General features: G+C 62.2%; 14 protein-coding genes and 2 pseudogenes. 9 read left to right on the top strand and 7 right to left on the bottom strand.

The annotated features are described in order from the left end of the window. Nucleotides 1-195 precede the first annotated feature (195 nt). The gene (locus FQ192_RS18620) at nt 196-771 is read right to left on the bottom strand and encodes an HD domain-containing protein (protein ID WP_149659952.1); all 576 of its coding nucleotides are present in this window, start codon (nt 769-771) and stop codon (nt 196-198) included. A gap of 83 nt (nt 772-854) precedes the next feature. Further along, a complete protein-coding gene (locus FQ192_RS18615; RefSeq protein WP_149659878.1) occupies nt 855-1,412 on the bottom strand; it encodes a helix-turn-helix transcriptional regulator in 558 nt (185 codons plus the stop codon). 147 nt (nt 1,413-1,559) lie between these two features. On the opposite strand from FQ192_RS18615, the gene FQ192_RS18610 reads away from it, so the two are divergent. Further along, nucleotides 1,560-2,018 carry an N-acetyltransferase gene (locus FQ192_RS18610; protein WP_149659877.1) on the top strand — a complete coding sequence of 153 codons (459 nt, stop codon included), beginning with the start codon at nt 1,560-1,562 and terminating at the stop codon, nt 2,016-2,018. A gap of 447 nt (nt 2,019-2,465) precedes the next feature. Continuing rightward, nucleotides 2,466-3,908: a SulP family inorganic anion transporter gene (locus FQ192_RS18605; protein ID WP_149659876.1), complete on the top strand. Its 1,443-nt coding sequence runs from the start codon at nt 2,466-2,468 to the stop codon at nt 3,906-3,908. 9 nt (nt 3,909-3,917) lie between these two features. On the opposite strand, the gene FQ192_RS18600 is transcribed toward FQ192_RS18605, so the two are convergent. After that, a complete protein-coding gene (locus FQ192_RS18600; protein ID WP_149659875.1) occupies nt 3,918-4,820 on the bottom strand; it encodes a LysR family transcriptional regulator in 903 nt (300 codons plus the stop codon). Nucleotides 4,821-4,915: 95 nt separating this feature from the next. Here FQ192_RS18600 and FQ192_RS18595 point away from each other — a divergent pair, with 95 nt between their 5' ends. From FQ192_RS18595 to FQ192_RS18575, 5 genes are read left to right on the top strand one after another with little or no spacing between them, the layout of a single operon-like run. Further along, the gene (locus FQ192_RS18595; RefSeq protein ID WP_149659874.1) at nt 4,916-6,136 is read left to right on the top strand and encodes an MFS transporter; all 1,221 of its coding nucleotides are present in this window, start codon (nt 4,916-4,918) and stop codon (nt 6,134-6,136) included. Between the two features lie 34 nt (nt 6,137-6,170). After that, nucleotides 6,171-6,995: a hypothetical protein gene (locus FQ192_RS18590; protein WP_149659873.1), complete on the top strand. Its 825-nt coding sequence runs from the start codon at nt 6,171-6,173 to the stop codon at nt 6,993-6,995. A 53-nt stretch (nt 6,996-7,048) separates the two neighbouring features. Further along, nucleotides 7,049-8,290, top strand: a complete 1,242-nt coding sequence (locus FQ192_RS18585; protein ID WP_149659872.1) for an MFS transporter — start codon at nt 7,049-7,051, stop codon at nt 8,288-8,290. Between the two features lie 58 nt (nt 8,291-8,348). Continuing rightward, nucleotides 8,349-9,578: a pyridoxal phosphate-dependent aminotransferase gene (locus tag FQ192_RS18580; protein WP_149659871.1), complete on the top strand. Its 1,230-nt coding sequence runs from the start codon at nt 8,349-8,351 to the stop codon at nt 9,576-9,578. 55 nt (nt 9,579-9,633) lie between these two features. Next, nucleotides 9,634-10,479, top strand: a complete 846-nt coding sequence (locus FQ192_RS18575) for a hypothetical protein (RefSeq protein WP_149659870.1) — start codon at nt 9,634-9,636, stop codon at nt 10,477-10,479. Between the two features lie 260 nt (nt 10,480-10,739). On the opposite strand, the gene FQ192_RS18570 is transcribed toward FQ192_RS18575, so the two are convergent. Together FQ192_RS18570 and FQ192_RS18565 are read right to left on the bottom strand one after the other, a co-directional pair. Next, nucleotides 10,740-12,146 carry a M15 family metallopeptidase gene (locus tag FQ192_RS18570; RefSeq protein WP_149659869.1) on the bottom strand — a complete coding sequence of 469 codons (1,407 nt, stop codon included), beginning with the start codon at nt 12,144-12,146 and terminating at the stop codon, nt 10,740-10,742. Nucleotides 12,147-12,172: 26 nt separating this feature from the next. Next, nucleotides 12,173-12,553, bottom strand: a pseudogene (locus FQ192_RS18565) (helix-turn-helix domain-containing protein); the annotation flags it as partial. 142 nt (nt 12,554-12,695) lie between these two features. Between FQ192_RS18565 and FQ192_RS18560 the strand changes: the two are divergent. Together FQ192_RS18560 and FQ192_RS18555 are read left to right on the top strand one after the other, a co-directional pair. Further along, nucleotides 12,696-12,896, top strand: a pseudogene (locus tag FQ192_RS18560) (SDR family oxidoreductase); the annotation flags it as partial. Between the two features lie 20 nt (nt 12,897-12,916). Further along, entirely contained in the window at nt 12,917-13,315 is a 399-nt protein-coding gene (locus tag FQ192_RS18555) for a VOC family protein (protein ID WP_149659867.1), read from the top strand. Here FQ192_RS18555 and FQ192_RS18550 read toward each other — a convergent pair. After that, on the bottom strand, nt 13,310-13,828 hold the full coding sequence (locus tag FQ192_RS18550; RefSeq protein WP_149659866.1) for a GNAT family N-acetyltransferase: 519 nt from the start codon (nt 13,826-13,828) through the stop codon (nt 13,310-13,312). The two genes, FQ192_RS18555 and FQ192_RS18550, sit on opposite strands and share 6 nt — an antisense overlap. After that, nucleotides 13,825-14,733 (bottom strand): MurR/RpiR family transcriptional regulator, encoded by a 909-nt coding sequence (locus tag FQ192_RS18545; RefSeq protein WP_149659865.1) that lies wholly within the window; start codon nt 14,731-14,733, stop codon nt 13,825-13,827. The genes FQ192_RS18550 and FQ192_RS18545 overlap by 4 nt, the downstream gene beginning before the upstream one ends. Between the last annotated feature and the right edge of the window lie 18 nt (nt 14,734-14,751).

Below are 14,751 nucleotides of genomic sequence, written 5' to 3'. Positions count from 1 at the left end.
TAATGAATAACCTGTGGCGAGGGAGCTTGCTCGTGCTGGACTGCGTAGCAGGCCCCTGCTTTTTAAGGAAAAGAGCGGGGCTGCTGCGCACCTCAGCACGAGCAAGCTCGCTCGCCACAGGAAGGGTTTTAGCTCTGAAGGCCGATGTTGTTCCTCAACCCATCGCCAAACAGGACGGAGCTATGAATAGCCTCGTCACTGCTTATCCCTGTCGATTTTTGCTTTCGTATCCTGATCGATGATGTTGCGCAGAGCCTCAAAAATCGGTTGGGCACTGGTGTGTTTTTTGCCATACGCCAGATTGAACGCGTAGTCGAAGTCCGGCGGGTTCAAGCCCTGATTGTGTTGAAGCAGGGTCTCCAGTTTGTCCAGTGCCTTGACCGCCTGCGCCTCGGGGGACAACGCGTTTTCGTAGTCATCCCAGAGCGCCAATATCTCTGTTTTCAGCGCGTCATCAAGGGTGCTGGTCAAGAGCAGAAGATCGCGTCGTTCATGCTCGCTCTTGTCGGGGAACGAGGCTTGGCTGACGGCTGGAATATCGCCGTTGATGGCTTCGCCCAGATCATGAATGACACACATCTTGAGGACTTTCAAAAGGTCGAGGCTGGCCAGTTCGTCCGCGAACACAATGGCCATCAGGCACAGGCGCCAGCTATGTTCAGCCGTGCTTTCGGTGCGCCCGGAGGTGGTATGCGCACTCCTGAGTACATCCTTGAGCTTTTCCGCTTCGCGCAGAAAGTCGAGGCGTCCTTTGATTTTTTCGATGTCCATACATCCGCCCTGTAGGTTGACCGGCGCCAGACTAGGCCCGGCGAGGCGCATCGTCCACGCATAAAATATGCGCGGCCGTTCTGTCAGAGTGTTTCCACCAGACGTGCCGCCGAGCCGTCGGAGAGGGGAATGCGCGTCCAGCGACACAGGCTCTGGCGGATGGGGACGAGCGCGCAGTCATTGCTCCCGGTGACGAATTCCAGAGCGGGTGGGGCGAGGGCTTCGCGCCAACCCGACTCATCAAGCGCGGCCTCTGTGCTCAGGATCTCTGGCGTTGCGAAGCGCCAGAGCGACTGACCCAGAAGATCGCCCAGCGGGCTGGCAAACTCGGCGGCACGAGACGGGGAGCAGGCCAGCAGACGGTGGGTCAGGTCGCAAATGAGATGAACCGGCCGCGGACTTTCCGCGACCAGTCTGGCGAGGACGCGATCGGCGGCGGAATCGAGACGAGCGGCCAGCAACCGTTCAAGTTGCTGGTGTGCGGCGCGATCCATGGCTTGTACGCCACTCTCCCATCGGGAAATCGTCGATTGGGTGACGCTGAACATCTGCGCGGCGTGGGCTTGTTTGACGCGGTGCAGCAGGCGCCATCGCCGGAGCGCAATGCCGGGCAGCGCTGGCTTCAGCAATAGGTCAGGCATATTGGGGGCCGGTGGGCGGTGGGCGGGTCCCGCAGTTTGATGAGTGCAGGAGCGCTCTGCAAATTGGCTGGATAAATGGGCGTGCGTGAAACGCCTGGCAGGATGGCGGCCCGCTACACTCGGACCAAACCCTAAGGAGGGAACAGCATGACCATCCACGCCCAACGCGCCGACGCCAGCCACCTCGACCCAGTCGCCCGACTCTTCGACGCCTATCGCGGTTTCTACGGCCAGCCTTCGAACCTGCAGCAGTCCCGGGACTTCATCGCCGAGCGCATCGCCCTGGATGAATCCGCGATCTTCCTCGCCCAGGCCGATGACGGTCAGGCACTGGGTTTCGTCCAGCTCTACCCGACGTTTTCCTCCATCGATGCTCACCGAACGTGGTTGCTCAGCGACCTCTTCACCGCACCGGCGGCGCGGGGCCGCGGGGTAGGGACGTTGCTGATGAACACCGCCCGCGCGTTTGCGCTGTCGACGGGGGCGAAGGGATTAGTGCTGGAAACGGCCACGGATAACTTCGGCGCGCAGCGGTTGTATGAGTCGTTGGGGTATGTGCGGGATACGGGCTATTACACCTACGGCCTCGATTTGAAGCAGGACTGATCTGAGTAGGAGCAAGGCTTGCCCGCGAAGAACGATAACGCGGTGTGTCAGGCACGACGCCTTCGCGAGCAAGCTTCGCTCCTACAAGGGATCGGGTCTGATTGGTGTGTAGGAGCAAGGCTTGCCCGCGAAGAACGATGACGCAATACACCAGACCCGACGCCATCACCGTAGGAGCGAGGCTTGCCCGCGAAGAACGATGACGCAATACACCAGACCCGACGCCATCACTGTAGGAGCAAAGCTTGCTCGCGAAGAACGATAACGCGGTGTGTCAGGCACGACGCCTTCGCGAGCAAGCTTCGCTCCTACAAGGGACCGGGGCTGATTGGTGTGTAGGAGCGACCAACCACTGGCCCAACCACCTCCAATTCCGTAACATCCCCACCCCTCATTCCCCGCCACTCCCCGCGGCCAGCTTCACCGGCCCGCATTTTCAGGTAAGCCATGAAACCACAACGCCTCCGCGCCGATGCCCTGGCCGGGCTCACGACCTCTTTTGCGTTGCTGCCCGAATGCATCGCCTTCGCCCTGGTCGCGCATCTCAATCCACTGATGGGCCTCTACGGCGCGTTCATCATCTGCACATTGACCGCGCTGTTCGGCGGGCGGCCGGGGATGGTGTCCGGGGCTGCCGGGTCGATGGCGGTGGTGATTGTGGCGTTGGTGGTGCAGCACGGCGTGCAGTATTTGCTGGCGACGGTGCTGTTGGGCGGGTTGATCATGATGGCGTTCGGGCTGTTGCGGCTGGGTAAACTGGTGCGCATGGTGCCGCACCCGGTGATGCTCGGTTTCGTCAACGGGCTGGCGATCATCATTGCGTTGGCGCAGTTGGAGCACTTCAAGAGCGGCGACACCTGGCTCAGCGGCACGCCGCTGTACGTGATGAGCGGGTTGGTGGCGCTGACCATGGCGATCGTCTATCTGTTGCCGCGCCTGACGCGCGCGGTGCCGCCCGCCTTGGTGGCGATCCTCGGTGTCGGGCTGGCGGTGTACCTGCTTGGCCTGCCGACTCGCACCTTGGGTGACATGGCGCACATCGCCGGCGGCTTGCCGACGTTGGCGTTGCCAGACATTCCCTGGAATCTCGAAACCCTGCGCATCGTCGCGCCCTACGCGATTTTGATGGCGCTGGTCGGCCTGCTGGAAACCCTGCTGACGTTGAACCTCACCGACGAAATCACCGAGAGCCGTGGCTACCCGGATCGTGAGTGCGTGGCGCTCGGCGCGGCGAATATGGTGTCGGGGGTGTTCGGCGGCATGGGCGGCTGCGCGATGATCGGCCAGACCGTGATCAACCTCAGTTCCGGCGGGCGTGGTCGGCTTTCCGGGGTGATCGCCGGGGTCATGATTCTGCTGTTCGTGTTGTTTCTATCGCCGCTGATCGAGCGCATTCCGCTGGCCGCGCTGGTGGGGGTGATGTTCGTGGTGTCGCAGCAGACCTTCGCCTGGGCCTCGTTGCGGGTGGTCAACAAAGTGCCGCTCAACGATGTGCTGGTGATCATCGCCGTGACCACCATCACCGTGTTCACCGACCTCGCCACAGCGGTGCTCTGCGGGATCATCATTGCCGCGCTCAACTTCGCCTGGCAGCAGGCCCGTGAGCTGTACGCCGACACCTACCTGGAAACCGACGGCAGCAAACTCTACCGCCTGCACGGCACGTTGTTCTTCGCCTCCACCGCGCCGTTTCTCAATCAGTTCGATCCCGCCAACGATCCCGCCCTGGTGACTCTCGATTGCCGTCACCTGAGCTTCGTCGACTACTCGGCCATCGCGGCGCTGAAAACCCTGCGCGAACGCTACGACAAGGCGGGCAAGCATCTGCGGGTGTTTCACCTGTCGGAACGCTGCAAGCAAATGCTCAGGCGGGCAGGCGGGGATTACTGATCGCCGGCTTCATCGATCCCGCTGCAGCAGTTCCTCGACCACGCCCATAAAGGCCTCGACGAGCAGGCTGCGCCCCTGGGTTCGCGTGAGAATCAGCAGTTCCGCACGGGCGGTGGGGTCTGCCAGCGGCCGATAGGTCACGCCTTTTTTGGCCAGGGTCCTGGCGCACTCGGGAACCAGGGCGACGCCCTGGCCGGCGGCCACCAAGGCGATGATCGAAGTGATCTGCCGCCCCGACGGCCCCGGACGGATGGGCAGGTCGTTGCAGCGGTACAGGTGCTCGATGGATTCATTGAGCCCGGAGCCGTAATCGGCTGGAAACAGAATCAAGGGGTGCGCACTGAGCTGGGCCAGGGTGACCTCGTCCTGGCTGGCCAACGGGTTGTCGCTGGAGAGGGCGGCCACCAGGGGTTCGCCGCCCAGCGACAGGACCTGAACCTCGGTTTGCCCCGGTTCCGGCAGCAGACGGCTCAGGCCGATATCGATGCGGCCATCGACCACTTGCGAATACAGACTGGCGGACGCACTTTCCACCAGGGTCAGTTGCACGTCCGGGAAACGTTGGGCAAAGGCTTGCAGGGTTTGGCTGAACGGATCCGACAGCGCGATCGAACTGGCGTAACCCAGCGCCAACTGACCGGCAGTACCGGCGGCCAGCTTGCCGGCGATGACTTCGGTCAGGTTGGCCTGGTCCAGGACCGCTTGGGCGTAAGGCAGGAAATGCCGACCCTGGGCCGTGAGCGTGACCGTGCGGCTGGTGCGATCAAACAGGCGAAAGCCCAGCTCGGTTTCCAGGGCCGAAATCTGTCGGGTCAGGGGAGGTTGGGCGAGGTGCAGGCGCAATGCCGCGCGGCCAAAGTGCAGTTCTTCGGCGACCGTCAAAAAGTAACGTAGCTTGCGTAGGTCGAGCATCCTGATCCCTAGGTATTGATCGGTCCGAATTCGGTATTGGTGTTCGGCGGGCTGCGCATTCTATAAAGACCTTCGGCATTAAAACGAGAGGTCTCATGAATTCGCGCCTGCACAGTGCTCGCGTCGCCCTGTTTCTGTGTGGCTGTGCGGCTTTTCTCAACCTCTATTCAACCCAGAGCATTCTCCAGGAGTTTGCCCTGAGTTTTCAGGTGAGCGCTCGTCAGGCCGGCTGGAGTATCACCGTGACCACCCTGGCGGTCGCCCTCACGGCCCCTTTTGTCAGCCGCTTGACCGGTCGCTTCGAGCAACGCTCGGTGATTGTGGTCGCGGCGTTGTTTTTGGCGGTGCCGGCGCTGCTGGCCGCCCGTGCCGGCAGCTTTGCCGAACTGCTGGTGTGGCGCTTTATCGAAGGCATGCTCATCCCGGTGGTGTTCGCCACCAGCGTAGCCTACATCGGCGACCGCTGGCGCGGCGGCACCGTCACCGAAATCACCAGCCTGTATGTGGCGGGGACGGTGCTGGGCGGTTTTGCCGGGCGCTTCGTGTCGGGGATCATGACGCAATACGTGGGCTGGCGTGAGGCCTTTGAACTGCTGGCGATCATCAGCTTGCTGGTCGGCGTGGCCATCCACATCCTGCTGCCGGCCAATCCAGTGTTGACGACCCAGGCTTCGCCTGTGCGTGCGCACACGTTTCGCGACCTGTGCCACAAGCCCCTGCTGGCGGCGTACGGCGTCGGTTTTTGTGTGCTGTTTTCCCAAGTGGCGACCTTTACCTACGCCGGGCTCTACCTCAGCCAGGCGCCGTTCAACCTGGGCGCGGCGGCACTGGGGACGATTTATGCGGTGTTCCTGCTGGCGCTGGTGGTCATTCCGATTGCCGGCCGCTTGAGCAAACTGCGACCGCAATCCGAATTACTTACCGGCGCGGTGCTGCTCGGGGTCTGCGGCTCAATCCTGACCCTGATGCCTTCGCTGTGGCTGATCGTGCTGGGCCTGGCCCTGAGTTCGACCGGGGTGTTTCTGGCCCAGGCGTCGGCGAATGCCTTCATCACGGCCACCGCCCAATGCAACAAGGCCGGTGCCGTGGGCCTGTACCTGACCGGCTATTACCTGGGCGGCAGTTTCGGCGCCATCGTCCCGGCGATGATCTGGAGTCGCTGGGGCTGGCAAGGCTGCGTGGCGCTGATCATCGGCTTCCAGCTGTTGTCGCTGTTGATTGCCTTGACCGGCTGGAAACCCCTCAAACCCGACACCCCCGATACACCGGTCGCACGCGGCCGCAACGGTTCCAGCCGAACCGGTGAACCTGCCTGATTCATCATCCAATAAGGGAATATAAGAGGTGACCATGAGTAACGTAATGACCCGCCACAGCCAGTTGTTGAAGATCGTCGAACCGGTGCTGAACGACATGCCTGCCAGTGTGTTGAAGCATGCGCTGTTCGAGGCCTTCTGGAGTGAAGAAGAGGCGCTGGTGGACATTGAAAATGCGTTCGAGCAACTCACCTCGCGTCGTCATTCACCGGTCGCCTTGCGCAAGTTTTTCGCCAGTTGGTCCAAGACCAACAACTCGGCCGCCAGTGTGTCCGGCCTGGCCAACCGCATTACTTTGCTGGCGCGCTCCGAGCAAGGTTCCGAGTGCGCCGAGCAGCTGTACCGGGCCTGCGGCAGTCTGCAACGAATCACCGATGAAGACCTCGGCGCGCTGGGCAACATCGTGCACTCGGACCTGTTCTACAACATGGCCACACCGTTGTGCGGCGATGACCAGTGGCTGCTGAAGGAAAACTGCCTGCCTTCGGCCCAGGCCTTCAAGGACTGGACCGACACCCGTCGCCTGCGTGATCGCGATTTGTTGCAAGGCCTGCTCACGACCTTGATCCACGAGGTGTACACCCACGGTGAAGTGGAATTTATCCACCCGCTGTACAAGCAGTGGTTCGTGCGCGACATGGGTGTGCCGGAAGCCAAGGCCCGCGCCACCGTCGCCTGGGTCACCGTGCATACCGGCGGCACCGAGAGCAATCATTTCGCCCATGCCGTAGCGGCGGTCAGTGAATTTGTCGATGCCATGCAAATCGCCGTCGACCACCAGACCGCGCGGGAAATCTTCGCCGAGTACCTGCGTCGCAAAGCCACGGTGATGAAGGATTGCGCGCAGCTGTTGCAGTGACGGTGGCTCAGCCTGCTTGACTCTCTACATCCACTTTCAAGTCGCACACGACGATGAACGATTTGACACACGAAGTGGTTCGCCCGCGCACCACGCCACCGGCCGATGCCTGCGTGCGTCGTCGTTCGCTGGTGGCGGGCTGCGGCGCGCATGCCGTGCATGACGGGTTGAGCGACGTTATCTACGTGCTGTTGCCGATCTGGCAGGCGCAGTTCGGCCTGAGTTTTGCCCAGATCGGCCTGCTGCGCGGGGCCTATGCCGGGATGATGGCCGGGTTCCAGCTGTTGGCCAGCCGCGCCGCCAAACGCTGGGGGCGCGAGCGCCTGCTGGTGGGCGGAACGGCACTCGCCGGCCTGGCCTATTTGCTGGCCGGGCAGGCGGGCGGGTTGACGGTGCTGTTGCTGGCGCTGCTGTTGGGCGGATTGGGCGCCAGTACCCAGCACCCGCTGGCCTCGTCGTTGATCACCGACAGTTACGAGGCGGGCGGCGGGGTCAAGCAAGCGTTGGCGCAGTACAACTTCTCCGGCGATATCGGCAAGACGTTGATCCCGGGGTTGATCGGTCTGTTGCTGACGGTCATCAGTTGGCGTGCCAGCGTCACGCTGCTGGGCCTGCTTGGGCTGGCCGCTGCGGGACTGCTGTGGTGGTTGATCCCGGCACGTACTGAGTCGGTGTCGGCAAAAAGCAAAGCGTCCAAGGCGATAAATGGACAGGGTTCCGCCAGCGGGCTGCGCGCCCTGATCCTGACCGGCACCCTGGACAGCGCGGTGCGCATGGGTTTTCTCACCTTCTTGCCCTTTCTGCTCAAAGACAAGGGCGCCGGTACGGCGGGCATCGGCCTGGCCTTGACGATGCTGTTCGTGGGCGGCGCGTTCGGCAAGTTGCTGTGCGGTTACCTGGGCGCGCGCATTGGCATGGTCAAGACCGTGTGGTTGACCGAGCTCACCACGGCGGTGCTGATCGTGATGGCGGTGTACCTGCCGTTTTTCGGCCTGATGGTGATGTTGCCGCTGTTGGGGCTGGTGTTGAACGGCACCTCGTCGGTGTTGTACGGCGCCGTGCCCGATCTGGCGGGGCCGGGCAAACGCGAGCGGGCGTTCGCGACGTTTTACACCGGCACCATCGGCGCTGGCGCGCTGGCGCCGGTGTTGTTTGGCGCTCTCGGCGACGTCACTGGGGTGCCCGTCGCGGTGATGCTGTTGGCCGCCACCCTGTTGCTGACGCTGCCGTTGTCCTGGTGTGTGCAACGCGGCCTGGACGCGGATGCACGGTTGTATCAGAGCGCGAGTCGTTGACGGGCCACCGCCCGTGAGCCGGTCGCTTGGTTTTCAAGTCGTTTTCGCAGGTAGAAGAATGAATCACAGTGAGCCCTCTGCACTTCGATTGGCGTTATCCCATCGTGCCCTGATTCTCAAGGCGCCCGGCACCTCCAGCATGCGCAGCAAAGCCAATGCCTTGAAAGAAAGTGGCATCAAGGTCATCAACTTCGCGGCGGGCGAACTATCGTTCGATGCCAGCGCGGACATGAAGGCGGGCGCCATCGACGCCATCAACGGCGCACGCAATCGCTACACACCGCCCATTGGCTTGCCTCAGCTTCGTGAACGCCTGGCGCAACAGGTCAGCCAGCGCTGCGGCGTCCCGTACGCCGCCAATGAAGTGGCCGTGACCGCCGGCGCCAAACAAGCGCTCTACAACGCGGCGATGGTGCTGCTCAATCCCGGAGATGAGGTGATTGTGCCGACGCCTTATTGGGAAAACTCGCCCACGCAGATCCTGTTGGCCGGCGCCACACCCGTGTATGTCGATACTCGAGGCAACGACTATCGCTTGACCTGCAAGGCCGTTGAAAGAGCCTTGTCGCCACGCACCAAAATGATCGTGATCAACACCCCGAACAACCCCACGGGTACGGTTTATCAACGCGAGGAGTTGCGCAAGATTGCAAAGCTCGCCTTCGATCATCGGCTCTGGGTGGTGTTCGATGAGTGCTACCGCAAACTGGTGCGCCATCCCCATGAACATCACAACATCGTGTCGCTGTTTCCGGCCCTGAAAAACCAGACGGTACTGGTCGATTCGTTCTCCAAGAGCCAGGCCGTTACGGGTTGGCGCATCGGTTACGCCTGCGCCCCGGCCCAGGTCATCGCGGCCATGCACAACTTGCAGGGCCACACCACGTCCCACCCCAGCAGCCTTGCCCAATATGCGGCGCTGAACGCCTTGATCGCCGATTCACCGGACTTCGCCCGCCAGATCAATACCTTCCTCGACAGCCAACTGCAGGCAGCGTGTACCAGTCTGGGTTATGTCGACGCCGTGACCTGCGCGCCCCCGGAAGGGGCGTTTTACCTCTATATCGATGTCTCCCGGAAGCTGGGTTGCCGTTACCTCGGCACGAAAATCCGCGACGTCGATCATCTCGCCGATCTGTTATTGAGCGAGGCGCATATTGCCGTCGTCCCCGGCTCAGGCTGTGGCGACCCCAACAGCATCCGGATTTCCTACGCCGTCGAGCGTGAAGAATTGATCGAAGGCATGACGCGTTTCGTTCAGTTCATGGCAGACGTCGTCGCGGATTGACGGCGGGTATTCATCTTGTCCTAGAGCAATGAACCACCTAATAAGGAGATAAGCCGTGGAACAGTTGAGCCGGAATTTTATCGGGTACGTCAATCAGGCACTGGTTGATGTCGAGGACAGAAATCTTGTTGAAGCGCTGCTGAGTGGTTTTCATCGCCACCCCGACAAGCTGGATAAATATTGCGAAACCTATGTCGACATGACGTCCAGCAACTGGACCGAGTCGTCACTGTGCACGTTCTTTTGCGGCTGGCGCAGCCCGGACGGCGAGGCCCATGCGGTCTCCAGCATTATTGTGCGGATCCTGCAGGAGTCCGAGTCGTTAGCCGACGATGGCAAGTTGAAGATGCTGGAAGCGGCGCGGCACTGCGGCGAAATCATCATTGAAGACGTGGGGCTCGGCGAAATGCACGGGCATCCGCACCATTTGAAGTTGTATTACCGCATGGCGTCGGCCATTTGCGGCTCCGATGACTGGCACCTCCAGGACCGCTTCCAGGACCCGGTCACCAAGGCGTTTTCCAGTGGGGTCGGGGAGAAAAGCCCCCTGGCACCGGAGCTCATCGAAGCGCTGGAAATGATGGCCATGACCGAGCTGTTCAACACTGGCGAATACAACCTGATGACCCCGATGTGGAAACAGTGGCTGCGCGAAGTGCGGGGTTATCCGTCGGGTGAGGCCAATCGCGTCGCCGCGTTCCTCAGCGTCCATTGCGGCAGCGTCGAGGCCCGTCATTTCAAGCACGCGGCACAGGCACTGGAACTCTACGCCAGCGCAACCGCACAACCGATCAACTACCTGCGCATCGAGCGTCTGTCCAGGGACTACGTGGCCAAGGCTTGTGAGCACCTAGGGAAGATGGCGTCGGTGTTGCGCAGCGAAGTGCCTGCCTGGGACTGAACCTATCCCGGCCATTTATGCAGCGGAGTTCGACCACTACTTGGTGCCCCTGGACATGACTCATCCGTAACTGGATTCTGGTGGCAAAGGGGTTTGCCTGTGGTGAGGGGGCTTGTCTGTGGTGAGGGGGGGGCTTTCCTGTGGCGAGGGGGCTTGCCCCCGTTGGAGCGCGAAGCGGTCCCAAAAAGGCGAGCGCTGCGCACTCGAACGGGGGCAAGCCCCCTCGCCACAGGTTTTGTGTCAGGCCATATAGATTGGCTTCACCGCTCTGGAAGCCCCCAACGCTCACGCAACTGCGCATATTCCGCCTCGGGCAACTGCACCAGCAACGGCGTCTGCCGTGGATCCAGCCAGGTGAACAACCGCGCAATATTCGCCGGGTCCATGGCCGTACACCCCAGTGTCGGCGACGTTGGCCCGCGCCAGATATGGAAGAAAATGCACGAGCCCGAACCGGCCGCCGCCGGGCTGTTGTGCTCGATGAAAATCCCCTGGCGGTACATGTCGTCCTTGCGGCGCATGGTTTCGGAACTGTTCCAGTCCTTGGCCAGCGTCGCGCCGTCGACCAGTTGGTTGTAGCGTGTGGACTGGCCGTCATCCACGCATTCGACGGTCGCGCTCAGCGGCAGGTAGGGCAGTTGGGTATCGGCGGTTTTGTCGTAACCAAACGCTGTGCCGAGTTTGAAGATCCCGGCCGGAGCTTTGCCGTCACCTTCGCGTTTGACCGGCCCTGCGCGTTGGTCAACGACGGTCAGGCCCTTGCCCCAGGCCAGTCCGCTTTTACCGACCACCACCGCAAACGGTTCGCCGGATTTTTCAAAGGTTTGCCCGTGGCGCTCATAGCGCTGGGCGGTGCCCTGGATGTCGGTCCAGTTTTTAGTGGTGACGATGATTAACTGATGACTGCTGCTGAGCTCCATCGGGGTAATCGGAAAATCCATCACCTGGTTCAACGCCGGATTGCCATTCCAGGTGAAGTGCCACCACTCCTTCGAATACCCGACAAACCCTTCTTTTTCCATGGCACGGGTCAGTCGCTGGCGATTGGCTTGGGCGGTCGCATTGATCGCAGTGCTGTCGGTGTGGGCCGGTTCGTCAAAGCAGTCGAAACCGGTACCCATGTCCAGTGCGCCGTCGTGCCAACGCTGACCATACGGGGCGGTGCAGTCGACATTTTTGGCGGCAGGCGTCCAGGTAGCGGCGGGCAGGGCGCCTGGGCCGGTCAGGGTCAGGTCCACCGTGCTGCCCTTGGAATGCCCCGAGACCCGCGCCACATACCCCAGGCGCCAGAAGTCCTGCTTGTTCACGCGGGCATAGAACTCGGCTTTGGTTGGATCACCCGGCACCTTGGCGAAATGGCCCATGTCGGCAACCGCGCGGGCCGGGCGATAACAATCGAAGACCTTCAACCCGTAGCCTTCGGCATGCAGCGCGGTTTGCACCCGGGCGAGGGCCTTGGCCGCGTCCGCTGACAGCAGGCATTCGGGTGCCTCGTAACCGTCGAGTGGGTGGCCGGTGAAGTTATGGGCCGTGGCGTAGCGGATGTCTTGCTCGATGCTCGGGGCGATGGTGCGCAGATAAACCATGTGCTCGGGCCGAGGCTCGGCGCTGGCCATGTTCGGTACGATAAGGCACAGGGCCGTCAGGGTTTTGCTGAGTGTGTGCATGGGATGCCTCCAGAGAGTGTCCATATTCACCGGGTCGCGCCTCGGGTATCCGCCAGAATCGGCGCCGCATCCCGCGCCGGTGGCAGACCGAATACGCGGGCATAGTCGCGACTGAACTGGGTGGCGCTTTCATAACCGACGTCGAAAGCGGCGCTGGTCACACTGTGGGCGCTGGCCACCAGCAGCGAGCGGGCATGCAGCAGCCGAACGCGTTTTTGATACTGCAAGGGGCTGAAGTTGGTCACCGCTTTAAAGTGGCGGTGGAAGGCCGACACACTCATCGCCGCTTTCTGCGCCAAGGCGTCCACCCGCAATGGCTCGGCGAAGTCGCGGCGGATCCACTGGATGGCCAGGCTCACGCGGGTCATCGCCGAATCGGGCGCGGCGATTTCCCGCAGCATCGAGCCCTGGACCATCGCCACCCGTGGGATGCCGGTCTCGGTGCGGCGGTTTTCGGCCTTGGCGGCGAGGGTTCTGAGTTCATTCAGTTGATCGTTCATGGGGCGACATCTGATCCCATGGCCACCCGTGGCGCAAGCAAAAAGCAGAAACAGGCAGTTTCCGAGTGCGATCCGCACGGAGCTGGGCGGCGGCCTGAACGACGAGTTCGAAGCCCTGCTCGCCACACAAACCGCCCTCGCTCGGGTCGGCGAACCGGACGATGTCGCGCGGGTCATCGCCACGCTATTGTCCGAGGACAGCGGCTGGATCAATGGGCAGAGCATCGAAGTGGCGGGCGGCTACATCATCGGAATCAGGGAGGCGAATCCATGCTCGATCATGTGTTTATTTCGGTCAGTGACATTGAGCGCTCGGTGCGTTTCTACAGCGCGGCGCTCGCCCCGCTGGGGATTACCGGACGCCTCGACTTCGACGGCAAGGACGGTCCGCCGGGCCATCCGGACCTCAAGGGTTTCGGCGCGCAAGGGCGAGTATTCTTTTGGTTGCGCGAAGGGGTGGTGGAGGGCCGGGCCGCGCATGTCGGGTTCGTCGCCAACAGCACCGCTGAAGTGGACGCCGCCTATGCTGCGGCAATGGCGGCCGGCGCTACCGACAATGGCGTGCCCAGTGCACGGCTGTATTACGACCCGCGCTATTACGCCGCCAATGTGTTCGACCCGGATGGCTATAGCCTTGAGTTCGACTACAAGAGCTGGCAGCACTCATGAGTCACGGTTGGCCTTGAACACCAGGCTCTGCGGTTGCCCCGGCACATCATCGAGCACATCGATGCGCTGCATGCCGATCTTTTCCAGTACGCCGATTGAGGCCCGGTGGCTCGGCCGCACCAGCGCAAACACCTGCTCGGCATTTAATTCGTTAAAGGCAAACGTCAGCGCAGCGCTGCCGAGTTCCGTGGCATAACCCTTGCCCCACGCGGCGCTATCGAACCGATAACCGAGGTTCAGGCGCTCGACGTCGAGGTAGTTGTATAACGCGATACCACCGAAACCGATGATGTGCTCCGGCGCGTCACGGCTGGCAATCGCCCATTGTCCGTAGCCGTTGGCGTTCCAGTGTTCAAGCCAGCCCTCCAGCAAGGCCTCAGCCCGATGGATGTCGGCCAGCGGCCCGGCCGGGTTGAATTGATTCGTCGCCGGATCGCCGTAGATCGCAAACAGACGCGCCAGGTCTTCGGCGTTCGGTGGCCGCAGGATCAATCGCGCCGTACTGAACATCATTTTTTCGGCGCCTTGCCACTGCTGGGAATGTGCAGGTAAGCCATCACGCTTTCCGTCAGTTCGGTCGCCAGTTTCACCGCTTCCTTGTTCCGCGCCATCACCCCCGCGACCAAACCTTCGATCAACGCCAGCACGGCGATGTTGGAGCTGGTCAGCACCGGATGATCGGCCGGGGCGAACAGGGTGTGTTCGGCGATGCTGGTCAGCGGCGAGGCGGGGGAGTCGGTGATCGCCAGCACCGTGGCGCCACGCTCGTTGGCGAAGCGCGCCAGTTGCAGGGTGTCGAGGGAGTAACGCGGCAGGGAGATCGCCAGCAGCACGTCCTGATCGGTGATCGCGGCCAAACGGTACGCGGCGTTTTCGTTGCCGCCCTCCATGCTGATCGCGGTGGCGTCGGCGCAGAACGGCATCAGGGTCGAGGCGGCGAGGCCTGCGAAGTAGACGCTGTTGCCGAAGCCGAGGATGTAGATCTTGCGCGCATTGATCAGGCAGGTGACGAAGGCTTCGAAAGTGTCGGCGTGGTTGTTGGTCGCCGCCGTGGCGAGGTTGCTGCTGGCGCTGTGGATTTGCTCATGCAGGCCAAACGCGCCGCCGGTGCGCTGGGCCAGTTCGTTGCGCAGCTTGTCCACCGGCGACACCATTTGCTGCAAGGTGGCGACCAGTTCGGCCTTCATGCCGGTGTAGCCACCGAGGTCCATGGCTTTGGCCAGGCGGTTGACGGCGGCGGGCGAGGTCGAGGTTTCGTGGGCCATCTCCTCGATGGTCAACGTCGCGGCGCGCAACGGGTGACGCAGGATAAAGTCGGCGACCTTGCGCAGTGACGGCGGCAACTCGGCGACGATTTCTGCCAGTTTGCGCATGACCGGCGCGGCATAGACCGTGGTGTTTTTCGAAGAGATCGGCATGTGCGGCTCAACAGTTCC

It is taken from the genome of Pseudomonas sp. ANT_J12 (genome assembly GCF_008370045.1).
Taxonomy (GTDB): domain Bacteria; phylum Pseudomonadota; class Gammaproteobacteria; order Pseudomonadales; family Pseudomonadaceae; genus Aquipseudomonas.
Note: the sequence above shows the minus strand (reverse complement) of the source record. Positions and strands in the feature narration are given on the sequence as shown.